Here is a 25641-nt window from a genome sequence, read left to right on the forward strand (position 1 = left end):
CTTCACACCATCGAGAAGCCGCCGTCCACCGGCATGGTGATGCCTGTGACGAACGAGGCACGCGCGCTGCAGAGCCACGCCGCCGCCTCCGCGATCTCCTCCGGCGCCGCCGTCCTGGGCTGCGGGGTTGCCGCGTGCAGCTGCGCCTCGACCCCCGGAACGGCGGCGAACCACTGCTCCACCACCTCGGTCCGCGTGGTCCCCGGCGCCACCGCGTTGACCCGGACGCCCTGGGCGGCGTACTCGGCGGCCGCGGCCTTGGTCAGGCCGATCACCGCGTGCTTGGCGGCGACGTACGGCGCGGCCACCGGGGTCGCCAGCAGGCCGCCGACGCTGCTGTTGTTGACGATCGTGCCACCGCCCGTCTCCAGCATCGCCGCGATCTCGTCGCGCAGACAGTTCCACGTGCCGCGCACGTTCACTTCCATGATCTGGTCGTACAGATCGTCGCCCATCTCGTGCAGCGGCGAACGCCCCACGCCCCAGCCCGCGTTGTTGAAGGCGCAATCCAGCCGTCCGAACCGGCGCACCGCGTGCGCCACCGCCTCGGCCGTGTCACCCGCACGGGTCACGTCGGTGACGGCGTACTCGGCTTCCGCGCCCTGCGCGCGCAGCTCCTCGGTCAGCTCCTTGAGCCGGACCTCGCGGCGCGCGGCCAGGACGACCCTGGCCCCTTCGCGGGCGAACACCCGGGCCGCGGCGGCTCCGATGCCACTGCTGGCGCCCGTGATCAGCGCGACCTTGCCCTCCAGCATCCGCTCCTGCGCCATTGCTCTCTCCATTCGTCGTTCATCCGTACTGATGACCCGGATCGGCCGAATTCATTCGGTTCCGGTGGTGTTCCGTGGGGGCCCGCGCCGATCGCCGCGGGGCCGCCGGGGGTGCCCCTCGAGGGCTCAGGCCGCCCAGGCCAGGCCCGCCGCGGCCTCTCCGTCGAGGGTGCGCAGCAGCTCCTCGTCGATCTCCTCGAGGGAACCGACGACGTGCCGCACGCCCGCCGCGCGCATCAGGCCCGCCTGGAAGCCGTGCCTGAAGGGGCTGGGGTGGCCGATGAACGGCACCCGCAGCTCGCGCGCCGCCTCCGAGACCCGCGCGACGTCGTCGACGAAGACCGCCCGGTCGTAGTCGACCCCGAAGGTGCCGACCGCGATCTCGTGGATGCCCGGCCGGAAATCGTTGGTGCAGATGTAGCCCGGCTCGTCGAAGAGGTGCGCGTACCGGCCGAGGTGGGTGTCGAAGTGGGCCTTGTCCAGACCGCCGTAACAGACGGTCCGCAGGCCCAGGGCGCGCAGCCGGTGCAGCAGCTGCTCCGCACCCGGGAGGACCTCCAGGGGGCGCTCGGCCAGGTAGGCGGCACGCTCCTCGAAGTACACCTCCAGCACCTTCTCCGGGGTCCAGTCGACGCCGGCCGCGGCGCCGAGCGCGCGGGCGGCGACCGTACGGGACTGGGAGAAGACCCCGCGCTCGACGGCCGCGTCGTAGATCCCGCCGCGGCTGGTGACGAACCGGTGGATCACCGGGCTGAAGGTGTCGTTGAGCAGGACGCCGTCGATGTTGACGGCGGCGAGCCTCAAGTGCTCCAGCGGGCGCACGGCGTGGCGGGCGGGCATCGGTGTCTCCCATCGGCGGGGGCCGCTTGGGGTGGCGGGTGGCGCGGGTGCCGGGCGCCGCGTGTGGTGACGGACGCGTTCCGAACAGATGCAGCCACCGGCGAACCGGGGGACCCCCAAAAAATACTCCTAGGCACGCGGCCGCTGCCCCCGGTAAAAGATACCGGACGCATGTCTGTTTTCATCTGCTCGGCCGAAATTCGACGCAGCGTGACGGAATGATCGCTTCCTCGTCACTGACCTGCGGAAACCTTAGGCAAGCTGACTGGTTGACCACCCGTTTCCCTGTGGAGTGTGTCACTTCGAGCCCCCATACGGCGTGATCATCAGGTAAGCCTCTGACTGTCAATGAAACCCGGAAGTACGTACTCGGCGACGGCCATCTCGAGCAACTTCCGGCCATGATCGCGAGGGGCTTCATGATCACGACCCTGGACCCGACGGAGCAGCCCGCCGCGCCCCCCTCGACGGACCGATCCGCCGCGACCCCCTCGATGTCCTGCGTCTGCCCGGACGGCCCGGGAGAGCGGCTGACCAGCACGGTTCCCCGGGAACTCGTGCACCGGGCCGCCGTCGCCGAGGTCTTCCTCACCGGCATGTGCCGTCCCGCCCCGGACCGCTTCCACATCACGGCCCAACTCCCGCGCGGGCACAGCTTCTTCACCCCGATCGCCGGTACGCACTACGACCCGATGATGATCTGCGAAACCATTCGTCAGGTCGGTTCCTACGTCGCCCACGAGGCCTACGGGGTCCCGCTGGGCCACCAGTTCCTGCTCTGGGGGCTCGACTACACGACGGTTCCCGAGCACCTCGTGATAGCGGACACCCCGGCGGACCTCGACCTCGACGTGACCTGCTCCGAGATCCGCATGCGGGGCACGCAGCTGCAGGCACTGCGGTACGCGGTGGTCATGCGGCAGAACGGCGTGGTCATCGCCACCGGCGACGTCGGCTACACCGTGACCTCACCGGCCGTCTACCGGCGGCTGCGCGCCGAGCAGATGGGCCGGCGCCCCATGCCGTCCCTGCCGTCCGCGCCCCTCGTACCCGCACAGGTCGGCCGGCACTCCCTCTTCGACGTGGTCCTCGCCGCCACCACGCAGGCCACCACGGGTGCCACCTGGCAGCTGCGGTACGACACCCGGCACCCGGTGCTCTTCGACCACCCCGGGGACCACCTGCCGGGCATGGTCCTGCTGGAGGCCGCCCGTCAGGCCGCGGTGGCGCTGACCCCGGCTCCCGCCGTCCTGCCGGTGTCGGTCGTCAGCACCTACCAGCGGTACGCGGAGTTCGGCATACCCCTGTGGATCCACGCCGAGCGCACGGGCCCGGCCACCGTCCGGGTCACCGGCACGCAGAGCGGCGAAGAGGTCTTCCTCGCCGTCGTGGGCACCGGCCAGGTCCAGTCGATGCCGTTCGGGATGATGACGGCCTGAGCCTCCGCGCACGCCGAAGGGCCCCGCTCCACCGCGCTCGAGGCGGCGGAGCGGGGCCCTTCGGGCAGAGCGGCTACTTCAGCTTGGTACCGGTGGAGCGCAGGTTCGCGCACGCCTCGGTGACGCGCACGGCCATGCCCGCCTCGGCGGCCTTGCCCCAGGTGCGGGGGTCGTACTTGGACTTGGTGCCGACCTCGCCGTCGACCTTCAGGACCGCGTCGTAGTTGCGGAACATGTGGTCCACGACCGGGCGGGTGAAGGCGTACTGGGTGTCGGTGTCGAGGTTCATCTTCACGACGCCGTTCTCCAGCGCGGTGGCGATCTCCTCGGCGGTGGAGCCGGAGCCGCCGTGGAAGACGAAGTCGAACGGCGAGGACTTGCCGTACTTCTCGCCGACACCGGCCTGCAGGTCCTTGAGCAGCTCGGGACGCAGGACGACGTTGCCCGGCTTGTAGACGCCGTGGACGTTGCCGAAGGAAGCGGCCAGCAGGTAGCGGCCCTTCTCGCCCAGGCCCAGGGCCTCGGCGGTGCGCAGGGCGTCGTCGACGGTCGTGTACAGCTCGTCGTTGATCTCGTGGCTGACGCCGTCCTCCTCGCCACCGGTCGGGGTGATCTCGACCTCGAGGATGATCTTGGCGGCCGCGGCCTTGGCCAGCAGCTCCTGGCCGATGGCCAGGTTGTCGGCGAGGGTCTCGGCGGAGCCGTCCCACATGTGCGACTGGAACAGCGGGTTCAGACCGCGGGCCACGCGCTCGGCGGAGACCTCGAGCAGCGGGCGGACGTAGCCGTCCAGCTTGTCCTTGGGGCAGTGGTCCGTGTGCAGCGCGACGGTGATGTCGTACTTCGCGGCCACGATGTGGGCGAACTCGGCCAGGGCGACGGCGCCCGTCACCATGTCCTTGTTGTACTGGCCACCCAGGAACTCCGCACCACCGGTGGAGATCTGGATGATGCCGTCGCTCTCGGCCTCCGCGAAGCCGCGCAGCGCAGCGTGCAGGGTCTGGGTCGAGGTCACATTGATCGCCGGGTAGGCAAACTTGCCTGCCTTCGCCCGGTCGAGCATCTCGTTGTAGACCTCGGGGGTTGCGATGGGCATCTGTCCGCTCCTTGGATGTGCGGGGAGTGTGCTTATTGCGGGCCCTGACCTGGGGGCGACGTTGCCGTCGGGGCCATCTTTCCAGACTCCGCCCCTCACTCCACCTCTGCGGCGGGCGGCACGGGCTCCGGCGGGCGGAGTGTTTCACGTGAAACACTCCGCCTCGGCGGAAAGCAGCAGGTCAGGGCCGCCCCGGAGGATTCCGGGGACCTAAGTCACCAGTTCCCGCGGGAGCCGTTCACTCAGGAGAGGCCGAGGTCCCCGAGCTGGTAGCCGGTGAGGTACGGCAGCCCGGCGGCCGCGATGGCGTCGGCGGCGCCGCGGTCGACGATGGTGGCGACGGCCACGACCTCGCCACCGGCCTCACGGACGGCCTCGACGGCGGTCAGCGGTGAGCCACCGGTGGTCGAGGTGTCCTCGACGACCAGGCAGCGACGGCCCTTGACCTCGGTGCCCTCGATGCGGCGCTGCATGCCGTGGGCCTTCTGCGCCTTGCGCACGACGAAGGCGTCCAGGCGCTGCCCGCGCGCGGCGGAGGCGTGCAGCATCGAGGTCGCGACCGGGTCGGCGCCCAGGGTCAGACCGCCGACGCAGTCGAAGTCGAGGTCGGCGGTGAGGTCGAGCATGACCTGGCCGACCAGCGGGGCCGCCTCGCCGTCCAGGGTGATCCGGCGCAGGTCGATGTAGTAGTCGGCCTCCCGCCCGGAGGAAAGCGTCACCTTGCCGTGCACCACGGCCTTGTCCTTGATCTGCTGGAGCAGCTCACCACGTACGTCACTCATGCCCATGAGCTTAGAGCCCGTCGTGGGAGTCGGACGCCTGGAGCCGGCGCCACGTCCAGGTGCTGGCCAGCTCCAGCGGATCGACGGGGGTGACCAGGCGCGGCAGGGTGTTCAGGCCGTTGGGCGGGCCGGACTGCGGCTCGACGCAGACGGCTTCCTCGGGCTGGTCGAAGACCACCACCCATTCGGCCCTGCTGGTCAGCCGCAGCTCAAGGGCGCCGGGCCAGGTCAGCGTCACGTCGACGCCGTAGGGCATGCCGAAGCAGTCGTCCCAGGGTCCGGGCAGCGGCTCGATGCGCCGGCCGGTCGGCAGGTAGTCCTCGCCGCGCTCCTCCTGCCAGGCGGGCTCGAACGTGAGCTGTACGTCCTCCCCCACCCCGAGGTTGCGGCGGAACCAGGGGTGCCAGCCGACCTGGGCGGGGAAGGAGTCGCCGTAGGTCTCCACGCCCAGGCCGAGGGTGAGCGCCTGCGCGGTGAGTCCGAAGGTCTGGGTCACCCGGCCCTGGAACGGCCACGGTTCGGCGAGGTCGTAGGTGAAGGAGGCCTCGGCGCCGGTGCCGTCCGCCGCGGTTCCGGCGGAACGCCAGGCGGCGTGCCGGGCGAAGCCGTGGAGGGCGTGCGGCGGGTGGTTCAGCGGCATCTGGTAGAGCACGCCACCGTCCCGGAAGCGGCCCTCGCCCAGCCGGCCGCACCACGGCACCATCGGGAAGGACCCGAAGTCCTCGCCTTGGCGCAGCAGTTCCAGCCCGTCGACGCGCAGACTGCTGATCCGGCAGCCGTTCTCCTGGTCGACGGTCAGTTCGGCGCCACCGGCGCTCAGTCGCGTACTCATGCCCCCGACCCTACGGGTCAGCGGCGCCTGCGCAGGGCACGTCCGACGACGACCGCCGAGGCGAGCGCGAGGGCCGCGGCGGGGGCGAGCCAGCGCAGGTTCAGCGCCTGGGAGCCGGAGTCGGGCGCGGGCACCGGGGCGTAACGCCCGCGCGGGGGCGCGTGGTCGACCTCTTCGGCACTGCGGCCGATCATCGTGCGGCGGGCGTGGGCGGCCTCGGCGGGCGGGCGGGGGGTGTCCCCGAGGTCGCCCAGGTCACCGAAGTCGTGGTCGAGGAAGGGGTCCAGCGAGGGCGGCGGCACGTCGGCGTCGAACACGGTGGCCGACACCTCGATGACCTCGGGGCCGTCCGGCTCGCCGGACCCGTCGGTCTCGTCGGATTCATCCGTCTCGTCGGATTCATCCAGCTCCTCCGGCCCGTCCACGACAGGCGCGGGCGGGGCCGTGGCCACGGTCGTCAGGTTCGCGCAGGCCCGGTCCAGCAGCCGGTGCACCGCGGTGGCGGTGGCCTCCGGCGCGAACCCCGCGGCGCGGCCGTCGGCGCCGCCCTCCGCGGTGATGACCAGCCGGGTGCCGTCGTCCGCCGGGACGAGCCGCAGGGAGAGCGAGACCTTCACGGAGCCGGAGCCGCGCACCTCCGCGCCGTCGGCCCGCGCCCCGAAGGTGTCCTCGTCCCGTTCGGTGACGGTCAGCGCACCCCGATAGGTGACGGTGTTGCCGCCGACGCGCAGCTTCAGCCGCCCGGCCAGCGGCCCGGAGGCGTCGTCGGCGTCCTGCTGGAAGCCGGGTACGCACCGGGCCAGGCGGGCGGGGTCCCGCAGCACCGCTCGCAGGTCGGCTGCCGGTACCGGAACGAACACCTGATGCTCCATGGCGCCGAGCCTACCGAGGGCGGGGCCCCCGCGTGGGCTTTCCCGCCCCCGCCCCGCCCCCGCCCCGTGAGCGGTGCCGCGCGCGGGCCGGGCATCCCCTCGGCGAGAGGGGTCAGAACGCGTAGCGCGGATGCGGAAGGGTCGATGGGGGCAGGCCGCGCATGCGGACGCGTTCGGCGTCGCGGGCCGCGTCCTGGAGGGCGCGCGTGGACAGGGACCGCAGCACCGGGGCGTCCCGCTCGACCCGTAGCTCGGGGGTCCGGTCCCGGGCGGACAGCACGAAGCCCCAGTCCTGCGGCGGGTTGACCGAGCCGCCCTGGGCCCGGTCGGGGCCCGCCGCGAAGCCCGTGAGGCGCCCGCCCGCGCTGTACGGCGCGGTCCGCAGCCCCGCGGCGCGCAAGGTGGCCTCCACCGTCCAGTAGGTCCGGGGGCGGGAGGTCAGCGGGCCCGCGTGCACCGCGAGCCGGCCGCCCGGGCCCAGCGCCCGCGCGGCCAGCCCGTAGAACTCCTGGGAGTACAGCTTGGTGCTGGGGGTGATCCCGGGGTCCGGCAGGTCGGACACGATGACGTCGTACCGACCGGCCGCCCCGGGTCCGCGCAGCCAGTGGAAGGCGTCCGAGGTGACCACCGCGATCCGCGGGTCGGCGAAGACGTGCGCGTTGAGCCGGGACAGCATCGGGTCGGTGCGGGCGAGCCGGACCACGCCGGGGTCGAGTTCGACCACGGTGACGGACCGGACGTCGGGGTAGCGCGCCACCTCGCGGGCGGCGAGCCCGTCGCCGCCGCCGAGGACGAGCACGCGGGCGTGCGGGCCCGCCATCGCGGGGTGCACGAGGGCCTCGTGGTAGCGGTACTCGTCGTAGCCGCTGACCCGCAGCCGCCCGTCGAGGTACAGGTCGAGGGAGCGCGGCGAGCCGGTGGGCGGTCCGGTGACGACGAGTTCCTGGACGCCGGTCTGGACGGCGACCCGCACCTCGTCCCCGTAGACCGCGCGCCGGGCCACCCGTTCGAAGTCCCCGGCCAGCACGGTCGCCGCGGCGAGGACCAGCAGCACGCTCACGTTGGCGACGAGCAGCAGCCAGCGGCCGCGGCGGCTCAGGTCGCGGCGGAAGAGCCACAGGACGAGCGCGCCGCCCGCGACGGCGTTGACGGTGCCGGTGAGCATCGCGCCGGTGAGCTGGCCGAGCGACGGCAGCAGCAGGAAGGGGAAGGCGAGGCCGCCGACGAGCGCGCCGACGTAGTCGGCGGCGAAGAGATCGGCGACGGCGCCGCCCGCGTCCTGGCGCCGGACCCGCTGGATGAGGGTCATCAGCAGCGGGATCTCGGCTCCTATGAGCACGCCGATGGCGAGCGAGAAGGCGACCAGCGCCGGTCTGGACTCGCCGAACCAGGCGAAGCTCGCGTACAGCGCTATGGCGGAGAGGCCCCCGACCAGTGCGAGCAGCGCCTCGACGGCGCCGAAGCCGAAGGCGGGGCGTCGGCGCAGGCGTTTGGCGAGCAGGGAGCCGACGCCCATGGCGAAGACCATGAGGGAGAGCACCACGGACGCCTGGGTGACGGAGTCACCGATCAGGTACGAGCCGAGGGCGAGCAATTCCAGTTCGTACACGAGCCCGCAGGCGGCGCAGACGAACACGGTGGCCAGGACGAGGAGCCTGCCGGTCCGGGGCCGTACGGGGAGGGCGGCCGGGACGGTGGCCCTGCCCCTCGGCTCCGCTGCCGGGAGCACTCCGCCGGGGGCGGAACGGTCGATCATGAAGCGAACCGTACGTCACGGCCTGCTCGCACCCCGTCACCCACATGGGTGCAAGTGGCGCACCGTTCGAGCCAGTTGGCGTAACCGCGGACCCGTGCGCGCAGGCTCGTGCGCCGGACTGCGGGGCGCCCTACGGCGCCGCGGCGGGCATGCGTACGCCCACCCGTGTCCGGGTCGCGACCAGTTGACCCTCCTGGGGATACGCGTGCCAGGTGCGCCAGCGCACTTGTCCCTCGCAGCGCTGCGCGAGGAGCGCGGTGAAGGCGTGCGGGCTGCCCGGGAAGGTTCCGGCGAGCCCGTTCGGGTGGTCCGCGACCAGCGCGAGCAGCTCCTGCGCGCGCCCCGCGAAGGATCCCTCCGAGAGCGTCTCCACGCGCGCGGCGAACTCGTACTCCCAGTCCCCCACCCGCTTGGCCACGCCGAGCGGCAACGGCGTGCTGCTGCCGGGCATGCAGGCGACCGTCTCCGAGCAGAGCACCTCGCCCTCCTCCAGGAGCACCTGGTGGGAGGCGCCGAGCAGGCGCAGCTCCACCTTCGCGCTCTCCAGCTCGAGGTGCAGCACGGCCAGGGCGGGCAGCCGCTCCCGACCCAGGGCCCAGGCGAGGTCGGCGGCACGCGTGTCGGTATAGGTGGTCTGGAGGGTCGTGAGCATGAGTCGGCTCCGCAAACGCGCGAGGGGAGATGGGCCGGAACCCGCCAGCGGTAATCAACGGGTGGGGGGTCACCGGCTCGGGTCCACAGGAAGTCCAGCGAGGTCCGAGGACTGGTCTACTCAACCGAGGGAATCATGAAAGGCACGGCACTCACAGCGTTTTTACCCAACTTGACGGGGTTTACATCCCCCCGGGGGCTACACAGTTCAGGTGTTCAACCAGGTACCCCGCGCGGCGGTCCTACAAGCGGCCCAACCAGGCATTCAACCGGAATGCGCCCGGCGAAATCCGCTTCGGCCGGGCACCTTCCAAGCGCATATTCCACGCGCGTACTCCGCGGTCAGCTGCTGCCGCAGCCGCCTCCCCCGCACGAGGACGAGGACGATCCACAGGAGCTGCTCGAACACGACGACGACGAAGACGACGAGCAGGACGACGAGGACGACGAGCAGGACGAGGACGAGGACGACCCGCCGTCACCCGCCCACCAGCTGCTCGACCCGGACGAGGACGAGCCGGACGAGCCGCTCCCCCCGCCCCGCGCCAGCCACCAGAAGAAACCCACCACCAGCACAGCGATACCGATGAAAAAGGCCAGGACCATCGCCCTCGACCCCCTTCCAGTCGCCTCGGTCCCCCGAGGTGCGGGATCCCCGCGTCCCGCGTGACAGGGGGATTCCCGCGGCCCGTTCCGGCCAAAGCACACTTGAGCAACTCCAGAGGTTGCCCAAGGATGACGCCCATGAGCGCACCCGCGGGCAGCAGCCGCCCCTTCCTGAACCGCCGTCTCGCCTCCTTCGGCACGACGATCTTCGCGGAGATGTCCGCACTGGCCACGAGCACGGGATCGATCAACCTCGGCCAGGGGTTCCCCGACACCGACGGCCCCGCCGAGATCGCCGAGGCGGCCTCCCGCGCGGTGCTCTCCGGCCGCGGCAACCAGTACCCGCCCGGCCCCGGCGTCCCCGAGCTGCGCGACGCGATCGCCCGCCACCAGCAGCGCTTCTACGGCCTGTCCTACGACCCCGCCACCGAGATCCTGGTCACCGCGGGCGCCACCGAGGCCATCGCGGCCTCCCTCCTCGCGCTCCTGGAGCCCGGCGACGAGGTCATCGCCCTCGAACCGTTCTACGACTCCTACGCCGCCTGCATCGCCATGGCCGGCGCCACCCGCGTCCCGGTCACCCTGCGCCCGCACGCCGGAGCCTTCGCCCTCGACCTCGACGAGCTGCGCGCCGCCGTCACCCCGCGCACCCGGCTGCTGCTCCTGAACACCCCGCACAACCCCACGGGCACCGTCCTGACCCCGGCCGAACTGGCCGGGATCGCCGCCCTGGCCGTCGAGCGGGACCTCCTCGTCGTCACCGACGAGGTGTACGAGCACCTGGTCTTCGAGGGCGCGCACGTCCCGCTCGCCTCGCTCCCCGGGATGCGCGAGCGCACGGTGACGATCTCCTCCGCCGGCAAGACGTTCTCCTTCACCGGCTGGAAGGTGGGCTGGGTGACGGCGCCGCCGGAGCTGGTCACCGCGGTCCGCTCGGCCAAGCAGTTCCTGACGTACGTCGCCTCGGGCCCGTTCCAGTACGCGATCGCCGAGGCCCTGGACCTGCCCGACGCCTACTACGACGGCTTCCGCGCCGACATGGCCCGCAAGCGCGACATCCTGTCCGCGGGCCTGACGGCGGCCGGCTTCGAGGTCTACGCCCCGGCCGGCACGTACTTCATCACCACCGACATCGCCGCCTTCGGGGAGCGCGACGGCCTGGACTTCTGCCGCCGCCTGCCCGCCCTGTGCGGGGTCGTGGCCATCCCCAACCAGGTCTTCTACGACGACAAGTCCGCGGGCGCCACCCAGGTCCGCTTCGCCTTCTGCAAGAAGGACACCGTCCTCCAGGAAGCCGCGACCCGCCTCGGTCGGCTCACCCGGCTCTGAGGGCGCTCGCGCGCCGCGCACGCCCCTCGTTAGGGTTCTCCCGTTCTCACCCACACGTTTCTCACCACCACACGCCGTACCGGAAAGCCGGGGGACATGACGACGGGCACGCGCACGGTGACGGCTTCGCCACGTCTGCGGACCACGGCCCTGTCGGCCGGGATGACCGCGCTGGTGGTGTTCGCCGTGGTGCGCGGCGCCGGGGTGGTCCTGATCGCGCTGGGCGCGTGGTGGGCGGGCAAGGACCCGGTCGCCGTGCTCGGCACCTCCTGGGACTCCGGCTGGTACATCGCGATCACCGAGCACGGGTACGGGCGCAGCCTCGCCTGGCCCCACAGCGGCTCCGTACAGAGCGATCTGGCCTTCTTCCCGCTCTACCCCTCCCTGATGAGGCTCACGTCCCTCCTGCTGCCCGTGGGGGCCGCCGGGGCGGGTCTCCTGGTCGCCTGGGCGGCGGCCGCGGCGGCCGCCGTCGGGGTCTACCGGGTGGGCGAGCGGGTCGCGGGGGCCCGGACCGCGGTGCTGCTGGTGGCGCTGTGGGGGGCCCAGCCGCACGCCGTGGTGTTCACCACCGGGTACACGGAGTCGCTGCTGGCCGCGCTGGCCGCCTGGGCGCTGTACGCGCTGCTGCGCGAGCGGTGGATGGCGGCGGCGGGCCTCGCGGTCCTGGCGGGGCTGACCCGGCCGACGGGGATAGCGGTGGCCGCCGCGGTGTCGGTCACCGCCCTGTACGCGCTGCTGGCCCGCGGCGGGCGCCGGCGGCCCGAGGTGTGGGCGGCCGGGCTGCTGGCCCCGGCGGGCTGGACGGCGTACCTCCTGGCCGTCGGGCACCACCGGCACGATCTGCTGGGCGGCTACTTCGCCGTGCAGGACTCCTGGGGCTCGCGCTTCGACTTCGGGGCCGGTGCGGTGCGCTCCGCCTCGCGGGTGCTGATGGGACAGGGCTCGCCCAATTCCGCGATGACCCTGGTCGTCCTGGCGGTGGCGGTGGGGCTGGCGGTGCTCCTCGTGCTGGACCGGGCGCCGCTGCCGCTGCTCGTGTACACCGCCGTACTGCTGGTGATCACCCTCGGCGGGGCGGGATTCTTCGACTCCAAGCCGAGGTTCCTGCTGCCGGCGTTCCCGCTGCTGCTGCCCCTCGCGGCCGCCATGGCGAGAGCCCGGCCGCGGACCGCGGTCGTGGTGACCGGGTCCCTGGCCGGGCTCTCGTGCGGCTACGGGGCGTACCTGATGCTCGTCTCCCACGTCCCGTTGTAGGCCCTGTCGGCCCGGGGGCGCGGCGGACGGGCCGGGCGGCCCGCCGACTCAGTTCTTCGAGTCGTCGTCGCCCTCGGAGTCACCCGCGGAGTCGCCCTTGTCGCCGTCCGCCGAGTCGACGTCCTTCTCCAGGCCGAACTGCTCCAGGAGCCACTTGTCGAACTCGATGGACGCGCGGACCCAGCTGACCGTGGAGGACACGAAGTGCTCCAGGGAGACGCCGGTGCCGATCAGCATCTGCGCCTCACCGATCAGGCGGACCGAGCCGTCGTCGTGGGTGTGGCTGTAGACCTTCGGCCACAGGGTGCGGCGGTTCCAGTCGTCGATGGCCTCGAGGAGCTGGTGCTTGTCCTCGATGGCGTGCGGGCGGTCGTAGAACGTCCGCACCGAGAAGACCTGCTGCTCGTCTTCACCACGGAACATGAAGTACGTGCGGAAGTCCTCCCACGGCGCCGCGAGGTCACCCTCGTCGTCGACGACGTACTTCAGCTCCATCTGCTCCAGGAGCTGCTTGACCAGATCCTGGTCGGGGACGACGGGTCCCGCCGATCCTGTGGCCTGCGGTTCGGGCTGACCCCCGAAGTTCGGAATCGAGGCCGGGTCGATGCTCACCGTGTACTTCCCTTCGTGCGGATACCTTCATCCTCCCCCATCGCGCCCGCCCCGTGTCCACCCCCGGGCGCACGATCCGCTCCGGGCGGACAGGCATAAGAGCTGGCTAAGGGCGTGTGTGGCCGGACCACGCCGGACCACGCCGGCCCGCGCCGCCCTACAGCGCCTTGCCGACCAGCAGGTCCTCGCCCGCCACGTCGACGCGGACGGTGTCTCCGTCCCTGACCTCGCCCGCCAGGATCTCGCGGGCCAGCCGGTCGCCCACCGCCGTCTGGATCAGACGCCGCAGCGGCCGCGCGCCGTACGCCGGGTCGTTGCCCTTGTCCGCCAGCCAGGCCAGCGCCTCCGGGGTGACGTCCAGGGTCAGGCGCCGCTCCGCGAGCCGGGCCGCGAGGCGGGCGATCTGGAGCTCGGCGATGTGCGCCAGCTGGTCGCGGTCCAGCGCGGTGAAGACCACCAGGTCGTCGAGGCGGTTGATGAACTCCGGCTTGAAGCTCGCCCGGACCACCTCCAGCACCTGCGCCTTCTTCACCTCTTGCGAGGTCAGCGGGTCCATGAGGTGCTGGCTGCCCAGGTTCGAGGTCAGGATCAGGATGGTGTTGCGGAAGTCCACCGTCCGGCCCTGCCCGTCCGTGAGGCGCCCGTCGTCCAGCACCTGGAGCAGCACGTCGAAGACCTCCGGGTGCGCCTTCTCCACCTCGTCCAGCAGCACCACCGAGTACGGGCGCCTGCGCACCGCCTCGGTGAGCTGGCCGCCCTCCTCGTACCCGACGTACCCGGGCGGAGCGCCGACCAGGCGGGCCACGCTGTGCTTCTCGCCGTACTCCGACATGTCGATGCGGATCATGGCCCGCTCGTCGTCGAAGAGGAAGTCGGCCAGGGCCTTCGCCAGCTCGGTCTTGCCGACGCCGGTCGGGCCCAGGAACAGGAACGAGCCCGTCGGGCGGTCCGGGTCCGCGATGCCGGCGCGGGTGCGGCGCACCGCGTCCGAGACGGCCTGGACCGCCTCCTTCTGGCCGATCAGGCGCCGGCCCAGCTCCTCCTCCATCCGCAGCAGCTTCTGCGTCTCACCCTCCAGCAGCCGGCCCGCCGGGATACCGGTCCAGGCGCCGACCACGTCCGCGATGTCGTCCGGGCCGACCTCGTCCTTGACCATCGTGTCCGGGGACACCTCCGCCTCGGCCTCGGTGGCCTCCGCCAGCTCCCGCTCCAGCGCGGGGATCTCCCCGTACAGCAGCTGGGAGGCCGCGTCGAAGTCGCCGTCGCGCTGGGCGCGCTCGGCCTGCCCGCGCAGGTCGTCGAGGCGCTCCTTGAGCTCGCCGACCCGGTTCAGGGACTGCTTCTCCTTCTCCCAGCGGGCGTTCAGGCCGCGCAGGTCCTCCTCCTTGTCGGCGAGGTCCTTGCGCAGCCGCTCCAGGCGCTCGATGGAGGCCGGGTCGGATTCGTTCTTCAGTGCCAGCTCCTCCATCCGCAGCCGGTCCACCGAGCGCTGGAGCTCGTCGATCTCGACCGGGGAGGAGTCGATCTCCATGCGGAGCCGGGAGGCCGCCTCGTCGACCAGGTCGATGGCCTTGTCGGGGAGGAAGCGGGAGGTGATGTACCGGTCGGACAGGGTCGCCGCCGCCACGAGGGCGCTGTCGTTGATGACGACCTTGTGGTGGGCCTCGTAGCGTCCCTTGAGTCCGCGCAGGATCGCGATGGTGTCCTCGACGCTCGGCTCGGCGACCAGGACCTGCTGGAAGCGGCGCTCCAGCGCCGGGTCCTTCTCGATCCGCTCGCGGTACTCGTCCAGGGTGGTCGCGCCGACCATCCGCAGCTCGCCGCGGGCCAGCATGGGCTTGAGCATGTTGCCCGCGTCCATCGACGAGTCCCCGCCGGCGCCCGCGCCGACGACGGTGTGCAGCTCGTCGATGAAGGTGATGATCTGCCCGTCGCTGGACTTGATCTCCGCGAGGACGGTCTTCAGCCGCTCCTCGAACTCGCCTCGGTACTTCGCCCCGGCCACCATCGCGCCCAGGTCGAGGGAGACGAGCCGCTTGTTCTTGAGGGACTCCGGTACGTCGCCCTTGACGATCCGCTGGGCCAGGCCCTCGACGACGGCCGTCTTGCCGACGCCGGGCTCGCCGATCAGCACGGGGTTGTTCTTGGTGCGGCGCGAGAGGACCTGGACCACGCGCCGGATCTCCTGATCGCGGCCGATCACCGGGTCGAGCTTGCCCTCGCGGGCGGCCGCCGTGAAGTCGGTGCCGAACTTCTCCAGGGCCTTGTACTGGCCCTCGGGGTCGGGGGAGGTCACCCGCCGCCCTCCTCTTGAGGTCTCGAAAGCGGACAGCAGCTTCGGCGCGGTCGCGCCCTGCGCGGAAAGGACCTCGCCGGCCGGGCCGCCCTTGGCGGCGACGGCGATGAGGAGGTGTTCGGTGGAGAGGTACTCGTCGCCGAGCCGCCCGGCCTCGCGGTCGGCCTCGGCGAGTACGGCGAGCAGGTCGCGGCTGGGCTGCGGCGGCGCGACGGTGGATCCGGTGACGCTGGGCAGCGCCGCGAGCAGGCGCTCGGCGCCCGCCCGGACGACGGCCTGGTCGGCTCCGGTGGCGGCGAGCAGGTCGGTGACGTTCTCGTTGTCCTCGCCCGTGAGCAGGGCCAGGAGCAGGTGCGCGGGGGTCAGGTCGGCGTGGCCGCCCTGGACCGCCCTGCTGGTGGCGGCGTTCAGGGCGGCCCGGCTCTTGTTGGTCAGCTCGGCGTCCACGTACGGCTCCTCTCCGTTCCTTCTTTGCCATGGGAAGCGTGCACAAAGTTGAGTCTATTCCACTCAAGAAGAAGCTCGTACGCTTCGGCGCATGTCCCATGACGTACTCAACCCGACGGCCGACTACCTCGCCTTCTGGCGGGAGCGGCACATCTGCACGCTGACGACCCCGCGGCCCGACGGAAGCCCGCACGTCGTGCCCGTGGGCGTGACGTACGACCCGGAGGCCGGGGTGGCGCGGGTGATCAGCAACAAGCACAGCAAGAAGATCCGCAACGTCCTGGCGGCGGGGCCGCAGGGGGCCCGGGCGGCGGTGTGCCAGATGGCGGGGCGCCGCTGGGCGACGCTGGAGGGGCGCGCGCGGATCGTCGACGACGAGGCGTCCGTCGCCGACGCGGTGGCGCGCTACGCGGAGCGGTACGGACGCGTCCCGTCGCCCAATCCGGACCGGGTCGTCCTGGTGATCACGCTCGACCGCGCGATGGGCCGCGCCTGAGGGCGGACCGGTGCGGCGCGGGTGCCCGGCGGGTGCGGCGCCACTGATTTATTCGGGCCATTTCCGGAACGTTTCCGGTTCAAGCACTGGACGGGGGCAGCACAGCGGCGCCATCGTGTTCAGGTTCACGATGGCGCCGCTGTGTGGGGGAAGCGCCTGAGCGATCTGCGACGACGGGGGAATCGCTTCAGGCACTGCGGGGGGTGGCGGTGGTGATATCGGGTTCGAAGAGCTGGTGGTCACGCTGATCCAGGTTGACGAAGACCATTCCGTACCGCACCTCGCAGCGGACAGGCTGCGGCGCACCTCGCGGGCGGCGCAGGCAGCGGTAGGCACGGACGTCCTCGTCCTCCTCGCGCACGACGACGATCGGCTGGCCGAACAGGGTGACCATCAACGAATCGCCAGTGTGGGGGATGGCCGTGACGAGATCGATGAACTGCCATCCGGACCGGTACGCGGAGGCCATTTCGCGACGGAAGTCGCGGTCGTCGGGGGTCATGAGGACACCGCCTCGGGGTGAGAGGTCCACCCTGTGTCGCCCCCGGCGCCCTGCGGTGAATCGGTCCAGCCGGTGTCGTCCTTCAGAGCCGGCGCGGTGGTCCAGCCGGTGTCGAACGATGTGCCTGCCGGCGCACTGGTCCAGCCTGTGTCATAGCTGGCCCTAGCGCTCCCCGCGTCAGTGTCGACGGCGCTGATTGCCCCAAAAACCGCAGCGGCGGAGAAAACAACGGCAAGCGCCGAGCGAAGCATTCTTTTGTACATGGTCGGCTTCGTCCTCACTTGATGGAATCCTCTCCCCCGCGTGTCCGACGATGGCTCATTCAGGCACGTCACTGCCACAGGGACGATGCATCATGTTCTTGCATGTTCAGGACCCTGGGGGGTGGAGATTTGCCCAGAAGCGGCACAAACGAGACACATCCCCACCCCGTCACGTCTCTGTGTGACGAGGGAGCGCGGCTCTACGCGGCGGCGCTCAGCACGGGCCGGATCGCAAGGGGAGAAGTTGAAAACGCCCCCTGCCTGCTTGAATTCGCTCTTCTGCAGCCCGACCCGGATGACGCGAACCAACTGCGTCCGGTTCCCCCATCCGTCGCATTGGCCCAACGCCTTCATCCGATTGAACGTGAGATCCAGGACCGCCGACGCAGCGCTGTAGATCTCACCGACGCTTTCGAGCCGTTCCTTACCATCAGTGCCCAGAGTCCCGCCAACACGCACGCCATCACGGTGCTGGAGGGCTTCGAGCGGATCAACGCCGCCCTGAACCTGGCGACCGCCGAATGCCACACCGAGGTGCTGACGGTCCAGCCCGGCGGCGCCCGGCCCTCGCTCGCCCTGACGCAGGCACTGGAGCGCGACGCCCCGCTGATCGACCGCGGGGTCAGCATACGGACCCTCTACCAGCACACCGCGCGGCACAGCCAGGGCACGCTGGCCTACGTCGACCGGATCTCCGCGGGCAAGGTGGAGATCCGTACGCTGGAGGAACTGATAGAGCGCCTCATCATCTTCGACCGCACCGTGGCCTTCATCCCCGCCAGCGACGACCGGCGGGTGGCGCTGGAGCTGCGGCACCCGGGCCTGGTCGAGTACCTCATCAAGGTCTTCGAGCAGCTCTGGCGGCGCGCTGTGCCCCTGCGCCAGGAAGTGACGTACCGGCACACCCCCGAGGGGATTTCGGGCGTCCAGCGCTCCATCGCGCAGCTTCTGGTGGAGGGCTACGTCGACGAGGCGATCGCCCGCCGGCTCGGCATGAACGTACGGACCGCCCGCGCGCACATCGCCAAGCTGGCCACCGTTCTGGGCAGCGGGAGCCGCGCCCAACTCGGCTACCTCATCGCGCAGTCGGGGATCCTCGACGGCCCCGGCGGACTGCCGGGCGGCGGCGGCCTGACCCCCGAACCGGATCCGGATCCGGATCCCGGTCCCGGCCGCCTGGTGTGAACGCGCGAAGGCCCCGCCCCGGAAGGGGGCGGGGCCTTCACCACAACACGGGCACCGGGCGGCGGCGCCGGTCAGTCCAGCGGCCGCTTGGGACGCCACACGACCAGGGCGTTGCCCGGCTGCGGCGGCTGGTACGGGACCAGGTCGCGCCGGTACGAGGCGTGCACCTGGGCCTCGCGCTGGCGCAGCACCGCCGCCGCGCCGTCCACAGCTGTGGACAGTTCGGCGACGCGCTGCTGGAGCGCGGCGACCTGGTTCTCCAGCTCGATGATCCGCTTGATGCCCGCCAGGTTGATGCCCTCGTCCTGGGACAGCGCCTGCACCGTGCGGAGCAGCTCGATGTCCCGGGCCGAATAGCGCCGGCCGCGGCCGGCCGTCCGGTCCGGGGAGACCAGACCGAGGCGGTCGTACTGGCGGAGGGTCTGCGGATGCAGGCCCGAGAGCTGGGCGGCCACCGAGATGACGTAGACCGGGGTCTCGTCGGTCAGCTGATAAGGATTGCGTCGGCGGCCGTCCATGTCATGCTCCCTTCGCGGACTCGAACAGGATGGAGCGCGGATCCTCCGAGGCCGTGGCATCGCGGAACGACTCCAGCGCCTCCCGGGCCTTGTCCGACAGCTCCGTCGGGACGGCCACTTCGACCGTCACCAGCAGATCGCCGCGGGTGCCGTCCTTGCGGACCGCACCCTTGCCACGGGCGCGCATCGTACGCCCGTTGGGGGTGCCCGGCGGCAGCTTCAGCGTCACCGCGGGGCCGTTCAGGGTCGGCACCTTGATGTCGGCGCCCAGGGTCGCCTCGGCGAAGGTGACGGGGACGGTGACCGTGAGGTTGTCGTCCTTGCGCCCGAACACCGGGTGGCTGCCGACATGGACGACGACGTACAAGTCGCCGGCCGGACCGCCGCGTTCACCCGGGGCTCCCTTGCCGCGCAGCCGGATCCGCTGGCCGTCGGAGACGCCCGCCGGGATCCGGACCTGCATGGTGCGCGAGGAGCGGGCCCGGCCGCTGCCCTTGCAGATGTCGCAGGGGGTCTCGGCGATCAGCCCCCGGCCCTTGCAGTCCGCGCAGGGGTCGGTCAGCGAGAAACCGCCGCCGCTGCCGCGCGAGACCTGCCCGGTGCCGACGCAGGTCGGGCACACGCGGGGCGTGCCGTTCTTGTCGCCGGTGCCCGAACACGCCTTGCAGGGAGCCTGCGAGGACATCCGCAGCGGCACCGTGGCCCCGTCCACCGCCTCCGTGAAGGAGAGGGTGACCTCGGACTCGATGTCCTGGCCGCGGCGCGGCTGGGTGCGGGTCCCCGCACCGGCGCCCGCGCCGCCGCGGTTGAACAGGCCGCCGAACACGTCGCCCAGGCCGCCGCCGAAGCCGCCCGCGCCCGCTCCGCCCTGGGCGCCTCCGAAGAGGTCGCCCAGGTCGAAGTTGGAGAAGCCGCCGCCACCGCCGGGACCGGCGCGGAAGCCACCGTTCCCGAACAGCGCGCGGGCCTCGTCGTACTCCTTGCGCTTCTTCTGGTCGCCGAGGACGTCATGCGCCTCGGAGATCTCCTTGAAGCGCTCCTCGGCCGAGGAATCACCCTTGTTGGCGTCCGGGTGGAACTCGCGGGCGAGCTTCCGGTACGCCTTCTTGATCTCGGCCTCGGTGGCGTCCTTCGGGACACCGAGGACCTTGTAGTAGTCCTTCTCGACGAAGTCCTTGGTGCTCATCCCCGGTGGCCCTCCTCTCGTGACGTGCTGACATCTGGTGACGCGGCGGCATCAGGCCTCAGCCCTTGTCGGCCCCGTCCGCATCCGGACCCGGCTCGGCCGCGTCCTCGGACTTGGCCGGAGCGGCCGCGCCCGGCTGGGGCTCCGCCACCGCGACCCGCGCGGGACGGATCGTACGCTCGCCGATCCGGTAACCCGGCTGCAGGATCGCCACGCAGGTGTCCTCGGTGACGTCCGGCGCGTACGAGTGCATCAGGGCCTCGTGGATCGTCGGGTCGAAGGGCTCGCCCTCCTTGCCGAACTGCTGCAGGCCCATCTTGGCGGCGGCCGTCTCCAGCGATTCGGCCACCGACTTGAAGCCGCCCAGCAGCTCGCCGTGCTCCCGCGCCCGGCCGATGTCGTCCAGCGTCGGGAGCAGCTCGGTCAGGAGGGACGCGACCGCGATCTCCTTGACCGCGATCCGGTCCCGCTCGACCCGGCGACGGTAGTTCTGGTACTCCGCCTGGAGCCGCTGGAGGTCCGCGGTGCGCTCACCGAGCGCGGTGCGGGCCTGGTCCAGCTGGGCCAGCAGAGCGGTTTCCTTGCCGAGCGACTCGGCTGCTCCTGCGTCCCCGGCCGGGGCCGCCTTCTCCTCCGGGGAGGAGTCGGCGGCCTTCGGCTCGGCTGCGGCGTCGTCCGCCTTGTCGCCGGTGGGGACTTCGGGCTTCTCGTCGAAACCCGGGGTCTCCTCCGACATCAGGCAGCGCCGCCCTTCGGCTTCTCGTCGTCGACGATCTCGGCGTCGACGACGTCGTCGTGGGCGTCGGCGGCCTGGCCGGCGTCACCGGTCGGCGCGCCACCGGCGGCCTGGGCGCCCTGGGCGTCGGCGTAGATCGCCTGGCCGAGCTTCTGGCTGACGGCGCCGAGCTTCTCGGTCGCGGTGCGGATCTCGGCGGTGTCCTCGCCCTTGAGCTTTTCCTTCAGCTCGGCGACGGACGCCTCGACCTCGGCCTTGACGTCGGCCGGGACCTTGTCCTCGTTGTCCTTGACGAACTTCTCCGTCTGGTAGACGAGCTGCTCGCCCTGGTTGCGGGACTCGGCGGCCTCCTTGCGGCGCAGGTCCTCGTCCGCGTACTGCTCCGCCTCCTGGCGCATGCGGTCGACCTCGTCCTTGCCGAGCGAAGAGCCGCCGGTGACGGTCATCTTCTGCTCCTTGCCCGTGCCGAGGTCCTTGGCCGTGACGTGCATGATGCCGTTCGCGTCGATGTCGAAGGAGACCTCGATCTGCGGGACGCCACGCGGGGCCGGCGGCAGGCCGGTCAGCTCGAACATGCCGAGCTTCTTGTTGTACGCCGCGATCTCGCGCTCGCCCTGGTAGACCTGGATCTGCACGGACGGCTGGTTGTCCTCGGCCGTCGTGAAGATCTCGGACCGCTTGGTCGGGATCGTGGTGTTGCGCTCGATGAGCTTGGTCATGATGCCGCCCTTGGTTTCGATACCAAGGGACAGCGGGGTCACGTCGAGGAGCAGGACGTCCTTGACCTCGCCCTTGAGGACACCGGCCTGGAGGGTCGCGCCGATGGCGACGACCTCGTCCGGGTTGACGCCCTTGTTGGCGTCCTGGCCGCCGGTCAGTTCCTTGACCAGCTCGGCGACGGCCGGCATACGGGTCGAGCCGCCGACGAGAACGACGTGGTCGATCTCGGACAGGTTGATGCCCGCGTCCTTGATGACGTTGTGGAACGGCGTCTTGCACCGGTCCAGCAGGTCCGCGGTCAGCTGCTGGAACTGCGAGCGCGTGAGCTTCTCGTCCAGGTGCAGCGGACCCTCAGCGGACGCCGTGATGTAGGGCAGGTTGATCGAGGTCTCCGTGGAGGAGGACAGCTCGATCTTCGCCTTCTCGGCGGCCTCGCGCAGACGCTGCAGCGCCATCTTGTCCTTGGCGAGGTCGACGCCGTGGCCGTTCTGGAACTGCTTCACGAGGTACTCGACGACGCGCTGGTCCCAGTCGTCGCCACCGAGGTGGTTGTCACCGTTGGTGGCCTTGACCTCGACGACGCCGTCGCCGATCTCGAGGAGCGACACGTCGAAGGTGCCGCCACCGAGGTCGAAGACGAGAATGGTCTGGTCGTCCTTGTCGAGACCGTAGGCCAGGGCGGCGGCGGTCGGCTCGTTGACGATGCGCAGGACGTTCAGACCCGCGATCTCACCGGCCTCCTTCGTCGCCTGACGCTCGGAGTCGTTGAAGTAGGCCGGGACGGTGATGACCGCGTCCGTGACCTTCTCACCCAGGTAGGCCTCGGCGTCGCGCTTCAGCTTCTGCAGGATGAAGGCGCTCATCTGCTGCGGGTTGAAGTCCTTGCCGTCCAGGTTGATCTTCCAGTCGGTGCCCATGTGGCGCTTGACCGACCGGATGGTCCTGTCGACGTTCGTGACCGCCTGGCGCTTGGCCACCTCGCCGACGAGGACCTCGCCGTTCTTGGCGAAGGCGACGACGGACGGCGTGGTCCTGGCGCCCTCGGCGTTGGTGATGACGGTGGGCTCGCCGCCTTCAAGAACGCTGACGACCGAGTTGGTGGTGCCCAGGTCGATGCCGACCGCACGTGCCATTTTGATTCCTCCAGCAACACTGACTTGAGTGGAACAGACTCAAGGATGCATGATCCCCTCCACATCGTCAACAGACCTGAGTCGAGCCCGCTCAACTTTTAACCCACCCTTACGCTCACGCACGAGCAGGGCCCGTTCAGCCGGGAATGGAGGCGCAGGGCCGAGCGGGGGACCCGGCCCGACCCGGCCGCGCGCCACCCACCCCCGTCCGCAGGCGTACGGCACGGTGCCCCCATGCCGCCCCTCCCACCTCTCCCACCCCTCCGGCTCCGACCCCCCGCCGCCCCGCCGGCGAAGCGCGTCGCCGACCTCCTCGGCGCCCTGCTGCTGCTGGCCGCGCTGGCCGTCCCGCTCGGCATGGTGTGCGCCCTGCTGTACGCCGCCCCCCGCGGCGCGGCCCCCCGCGCGCGCGTCTTCGTACGGGAGACCCGCACCGGCCTCGGCGGCCGCCCCTTCCACACCTGGCGCTTCCGCACGGACGGCCCCCGGCTCGGCGCCGCCCTGGACCGGTACGCCCTCGACGGCCTCCCGCAGCTGCTGAACGTCGTCCGCGGCGAGATGTCCCTGGTCGGACCCCGCCCCCTGGCGAGCGCGGAGCACCCCGAGCGGCTCCTGGTGCGCCCCGGCATGACGGGCCTGTGGCAGGTGAGCGCCCGCTCGGACCTGCCGTGGGAGGAGATGGACCTGCTGGACCGGCACTACGTGGAGAACCACTGGCTCGGGATGGACCTCGCGATCCTCGCGCAGACCCCCCGCGCGATCCTGCGCACGGCCGTCCCGAAGGCACCGCGGCAGGCGGCCCCGCAGACACCCGCGACGGCCCCGCCTGAGCCCCTGGTGACCCCGGCCCCGCAGCCCGCACCACAGCCCGCACCACAGCCCGCTCCGGACACCGCGACGCACCCCGCCCCGCAAAGGGTGGCCTGAGCGACACAGATCACCGCGCGCTCGGCTACATTGCGGCACGGGAAATGGGTAATCTCAAGGCTTGACTGACTAAGTTACTGCTTAGTAAGTGCCCGAGTGCCCGCCCTGGCCCGCCCGAGGAGCCGTCCCATGCAACTCGCCGCGATCATCGTGTCGCTGGTCCTGACCGTGGTCGGCGTCGCGCTGCTCGCCCGAGCCGTGGCGCAGATCTACCGGTTCGTGAAGATCGGCCAATCCGTCCCGGCGGGCAGCCGCACGGACCGGCCGATGGACCGAACGCTCACCCTGGCCAAGGAGTTCCTCGGCCACAGCCGGATGAACCGCTGGGGCATCGTCGGATTCGCGCACTGGTTCGTCGCGATCGGCTTCCTGACGCTGCCTCCGACGCTGGCCCAGGCCTACGGCCAGCTCTTCCAGGCGGACTGGACGCTGCCGATCATCGGCGAGTTCCTGCCGTTCGAGCTGTACATCGAGTTCATCGGCGTGATGACCACCATCGGCATCCTCGTGCTGATGGCCATCCGACTGGCCAACCTGCCCTCCCGGGCCGGCCGCAAGTCGCGCTTCGCGGGCTCGAAGGCCTGGCAGGCGTACTTCGTCGAGTACATCATCCTGACCATCGGCCTCGCGATCCTCACCCTGCGCGGCCTCGAGGGCGCGATCCACCACGTCGACAGCTACGAGCCGGCGTACTTCCTCTCGTACCCGCTGGTCCTGGCCTTCAAGGGCCTCTCGGTCGGCACGCTGCAGAACCTCATCTACATCACCGCGATGATCAAGATCGGCACCTCGCTGATCTGGATGATCGTCGTCTCCCTCAACACCAACATGGGTGTCGCCTGGCACCGCTTCCTCGGCTTCCCGAACATCTGGTTCAAGCGGAACGCCGACGGCGCCACGGCGCTCGGCGCGCTCCAGCCGATGACCAGCGGTGGCAAGGTCATCGACTTCGAGGACCCGGGCGAGGACGACGTCTTCGGCGTCTCCCAGGTCGAGCAGTTCTCCTGGAAGGGCATCCTCGACTTCTCCACCTGCACCGAGTGCGGCCGCTGCCAGTCGCAGTGCCCGGCCTGGAACACGGGCAAGCCCCTGTCCCCGAAGCTCCTGATCATGTCCCTGCGCGACCACGCGCACGCCAAGGCGCCGTACCTGCTCGCGGGCGGCGGCAAGGACATGGAGGGCAACGAGAAGGCGACCCCGGAGCAGCTGGCGAACGTACCGGCCGCGGCCCTGGCGGAGGCGGAGCGCCCGCTCATCGGCACCGCCGAGGAGAACGGCGTCATCGACCCGGACGTGCTCTGGTCCTGCACCAGCTGCGGCGCGTGCGTGGAGCAGTGCCCGGTCGACATCGAGCACATCGACCACATCGTCGATATGCGGCGCTACCAGGTGATGATCGAGAGCGCGTTCCCGAGCGAAGCCGGGACGATGCTCAAGAACCTGGAGAAGAAGGGCAACCCCTGGGGGCTGGCCAAGAAGCAGCGCGTCGAGTGGACGAAGGAGGTCGACTTCGAGGTCCCGATCATCGGCAAGGACGCGGAGGACCTCTCGGAGTTCGACTACCTCTACTGGGTCGGCTGCGCCGGCGCGCTGGAGGACCGGGCGAAGAAGACCACGAAGGCCTTCGCGGAGCTGCTGAACATCGCGGGCGTCAAGTTCGCGATCATGGGCGGCGACGAGAAGTGCACGGGTGACTCCCCGCGCCGTCTGGGCAACGAGCCGCTGTTCCAGCAGCTCGCCCAGGAGAACGTCGCGATGCTGAACATGGCCTTCGGCGAGGACGACGACGACCCGGAGACGAAGAAGCCGAAGTCGGCGAAGCGGATCGTCTCGACCTGCCCGCACTGCTTCAACACCATCGCGAACGAGTACCCGCAGCTGGGCGGCGAGTACGAGGTCATCCACCACACGCAGCTGCTCCAGCACCTGATCGACGAGGGACGCCTCACGCCGGTCACCCCGGTCGACGGGCTGATCACGTACCACGACCCCTGCTACCTGGGCCGGCACAACAAGATCTACACGCCGCCGCGCGAGATCATGTCCGCCGTCCCGGGCCTGCGCCAGCAGGAGATGCACCGCCACAAGGAGCGGGGCTTCTGCTGCGGCGCCGGTGGCGCGCGGATGTGGATGGAGGAGCGGATCGGCAAGCGCATCAACAACGAGCGCGTCGATGAGGCCCTGTCCCTCAACCCCGACATCGTCTCGACCGCCTGCCCGTTCTGCCTGGTCATGCTGACCGACTCGGTCAACGGCAAGAAGAACGACGGCCAGGCGAAGGAGTCGGTGCAGGTCGTCGACGTGGCGCAGCTGCTGCTGGACTCGGTACGGACGCCCGCGGAGGCGGAGCCGGAGCCCGAGCCGGAGCCGGAGCCCGCGAAGTAGGGCGT

The 25641-nt window shown here is 70.9% G+C and carries 23 protein-coding genes; 8 read left to right on the forward strand and 15 right to left on the reverse strand.

Going from position 1 to position 25641, the window contains the following annotated elements:
• Nucleotides 1-2: 2 nt before the first annotated feature.
• The gene (locus ABT084_RS03820) at nt 3-782 is read right to left on the reverse strand and encodes a glucose 1-dehydrogenase (protein WP_351038051.1); all 780 of its coding nucleotides are present in this window, start codon (nt 780-782) and stop codon (nt 3-5) included.
• Nucleotides 783-896: 114 nt separating this feature from the next.
• The gene (locus ABT084_RS03825; RefSeq protein ID WP_351038052.1) at nt 897-1610 is read right to left on the reverse strand and encodes an HAD family phosphatase; all 714 of its coding nucleotides are present in this window, start codon (nt 1608-1610) and stop codon (nt 897-899) included.
• Nucleotides 1611-2011: 401 nt separating this feature from the next.
• Between ABT084_RS03825 and ABT084_RS03830 the strand changes: the two genes are divergently transcribed.
• Nucleotides 2012-3049 (forward strand): ScbA/BarX family gamma-butyrolactone biosynthesis protein, encoded by a 1038-nt coding sequence (locus ABT084_RS03830; protein ID WP_351038053.1) that lies wholly within the window; start codon nt 2012-2014, stop codon nt 3047-3049.
• 73 nt (nt 3050-3122) lie between these two features.
• Here ABT084_RS03830 and fbaA read toward each other — a convergent pair whose 3' ends face one another.
• From fbaA to ABT084_RS03860, 6 genes are all read right to left on the reverse strand, one after another.
• Complete coding sequence (fbaA, locus tag ABT084_RS03835; protein WP_351038054.1) at nt 3123-4145, reverse strand: class II fructose-bisphosphate aldolase; 1023 nt, start codon at nt 4143-4145, stop codon at nt 3123-3125.
• A gap of 242 nt (nt 4146-4387) precedes the next feature.
• A complete protein-coding gene (gene pyrE / locus ABT084_RS03840; protein WP_351038055.1) occupies nt 4388-4927 on the reverse strand; it encodes an orotate phosphoribosyltransferase in 540 nt (179 codons plus the stop codon).
• Between the two features lie 10 nt (nt 4928-4937).
• Nucleotides 4938-5759, reverse strand: coding sequence for an aldose epimerase family protein (locus ABT084_RS03845; protein WP_351038056.1), 822 nt, complete (start codon nt 5757-5759; stop codon nt 4938-4940).
• A 17-nt stretch (nt 5760-5776) separates the two neighbouring features.
• Nucleotides 5777-6631 carry an SRPBCC family protein gene (locus tag ABT084_RS03850; RefSeq protein WP_351038057.1) on the reverse strand — a complete coding sequence of 285 codons (855 nt, stop codon included), beginning with the start codon at nt 6629-6631 and terminating at the stop codon, nt 5777-5779.
• Between the two features lie 112 nt (nt 6632-6743).
• The gene (locus tag ABT084_RS03855) at nt 6744-8387 is read right to left on the reverse strand and encodes a polyamine aminopropyltransferase (RefSeq protein ID WP_351038058.1); all 1644 of its coding nucleotides are present in this window, start codon (nt 8385-8387) and stop codon (nt 6744-6746) included.
• 130 nt (nt 8388-8517) lie between these two features.
• Complete coding sequence (locus tag ABT084_RS03860) at nt 8518-9039, reverse strand: DUF2617 family protein (protein WP_351038059.1); 522 nt, start codon at nt 9037-9039, stop codon at nt 8518-8520.
• Nucleotides 9040-9312: 273 nt separating this feature from the next.
• On the opposite strand from ABT084_RS03860, the gene ABT084_RS03865 reads away from it, so the two are divergent.
• The 3 genes from ABT084_RS03865 to ABT084_RS03875 all read left to right on the forward strand — a co-directional run bounded on the left by ABT084_RS03865 (nt 9313) and on the right by ABT084_RS03875 (nt 12230).
• Nucleotides 9313-9708: a hypothetical protein gene (locus tag ABT084_RS03865; protein WP_351038060.1), complete on the forward strand. Its 396-nt coding sequence runs from the start codon at nt 9313-9315 to the stop codon at nt 9706-9708.
• Nucleotides 9709-9773: 65 nt separating this feature from the next.
• Nucleotides 9774-10973 carry a pyridoxal phosphate-dependent aminotransferase gene (locus tag ABT084_RS03870; protein WP_351038061.1) on the forward strand — a complete coding sequence of 400 codons (1200 nt, stop codon included), beginning with the start codon at nt 9774-9776 and terminating at the stop codon, nt 10971-10973.
• A gap of 96 nt (nt 10974-11069) precedes the next feature.
• Nucleotides 11070-12230: a mannosyltransferase family protein gene (locus ABT084_RS03875; protein ID WP_351038062.1), complete on the forward strand. Its 1161-nt coding sequence runs from the start codon at nt 11070-11072 to the stop codon at nt 12228-12230.
• 48 nt (nt 12231-12278) lie between these two features.
• Here the strand turns inward: ABT084_RS03875 and ABT084_RS03880 are convergent, their stop codons facing one another.
• Nucleotides 12279-12842, reverse strand: a complete 564-nt coding sequence (locus tag ABT084_RS03880; protein WP_351038063.1) for a type III secretion system chaperone family protein — start codon at nt 12840-12842, stop codon at nt 12279-12281.
• A 157-nt stretch (nt 12843-12999) separates the two neighbouring features.
• Entirely contained in the window at nt 13000-15585 is a 2586-nt protein-coding gene (clpB, locus tag ABT084_RS03885; RefSeq protein ID WP_351038064.1) for an ATP-dependent chaperone ClpB, read from the reverse strand.
• Nucleotides 15586-15676: 91 nt separating this feature from the next.
• Between clpB and ABT084_RS03890 the strand changes: the two genes are divergently transcribed.
• Nucleotides 15677-16081 (forward strand): pyridoxamine 5'-phosphate oxidase family protein, encoded by a 405-nt coding sequence (locus ABT084_RS03890; protein ID WP_351038065.1) that lies wholly within the window; start codon nt 15677-15679, stop codon nt 16079-16081.
• A 187-nt stretch (nt 16082-16268) separates the two neighbouring features.
• Here ABT084_RS03890 and ABT084_RS03895 read toward each other — a convergent pair whose 3' ends face one another.
• Entirely contained in the window at nt 16269-16583 is a 315-nt protein-coding gene (locus ABT084_RS03895; protein ID WP_283454141.1) for a Rieske (2Fe-2S) protein, read from the reverse strand.
• Nucleotides 16584-16948: 365 nt separating this feature from the next.
• Here ABT084_RS03895 and ABT084_RS03900 point away from each other — a divergent pair, with 365 nt between their 5' ends.
• Nucleotides 16949-18031 carry a helix-turn-helix transcriptional regulator gene (locus ABT084_RS03900; protein WP_351038066.1) on the forward strand — a complete coding sequence of 361 codons (1083 nt, stop codon included), beginning with the start codon at nt 16949-16951 and terminating at the stop codon, nt 18029-18031.
• 71 nt (nt 18032-18102) lie between these two features.
• On the opposite strand, the gene ABT084_RS03905 is transcribed toward ABT084_RS03900, so the two are convergent.
• Genes ABT084_RS03905 through dnaK form a run of 4 tightly spaced genes read right to left on the reverse strand, consistent with a single transcriptional unit; the run spans nt 18103 to nt 22324 of the window.
• Entirely contained in the window at nt 18103-18549 is a 447-nt protein-coding gene (locus ABT084_RS03905; RefSeq protein ID WP_283454134.1) for a heat shock protein transcriptional repressor HspR, read from the reverse strand.
• Between the two features lies 1 nt (nt 18550).
• Nucleotides 18551-19735 (reverse strand): molecular chaperone DnaJ, encoded by a 1185-nt coding sequence (gene dnaJ, locus ABT084_RS03910; protein ID WP_351038067.1) that lies wholly within the window; start codon nt 19733-19735, stop codon nt 18551-18553.
• 58 nt (nt 19736-19793) lie between these two features.
• Nucleotides 19794-20471 carry a nucleotide exchange factor GrpE gene (gene grpE / locus ABT084_RS03915; protein ID WP_351038068.1) on the reverse strand — a complete coding sequence of 226 codons (678 nt, stop codon included), beginning with the start codon at nt 20469-20471 and terminating at the stop codon, nt 19794-19796.
• Nucleotides 20471-22324, reverse strand: a complete 1854-nt coding sequence (gene dnaK, locus ABT084_RS03920) for a molecular chaperone DnaK (RefSeq protein ID WP_351038069.1) — start codon at nt 22322-22324, stop codon at nt 20471-20473. The genes grpE and dnaK overlap by 1 nt, the downstream gene beginning before the upstream one ends.
• 234 nt (nt 22325-22558) lie before the next feature.
• Between dnaK and ABT084_RS03925 the strand changes: the two genes are divergently transcribed.
• The gene (locus ABT084_RS03925) at nt 22559-23251 is read left to right on the forward strand and encodes a sugar transferase (protein WP_351038070.1); all 693 of its coding nucleotides are present in this window, start codon (nt 22559-22561) and stop codon (nt 23249-23251) included.
• Between the two features lie 129 nt (nt 23252-23380).
• Nucleotides 23381-25636 (forward strand): heterodisulfide reductase-related iron-sulfur binding cluster, encoded by a 2256-nt coding sequence (locus ABT084_RS03930; RefSeq protein WP_351038071.1) that lies wholly within the window; start codon nt 23381-23383, stop codon nt 25634-25636.
• The last annotated feature ends 5 nt before the right edge of the window (nt 25637-25641 follow it).

Origin of the sequence: Streptomyces sp. NPDC002138 (assembly GCF_040296485.1) — a bacterium.
Taxonomy (GTDB): domain Bacteria; phylum Actinomycetota; class Actinomycetes; order Streptomycetales; family Streptomycetaceae; genus Streptomyces.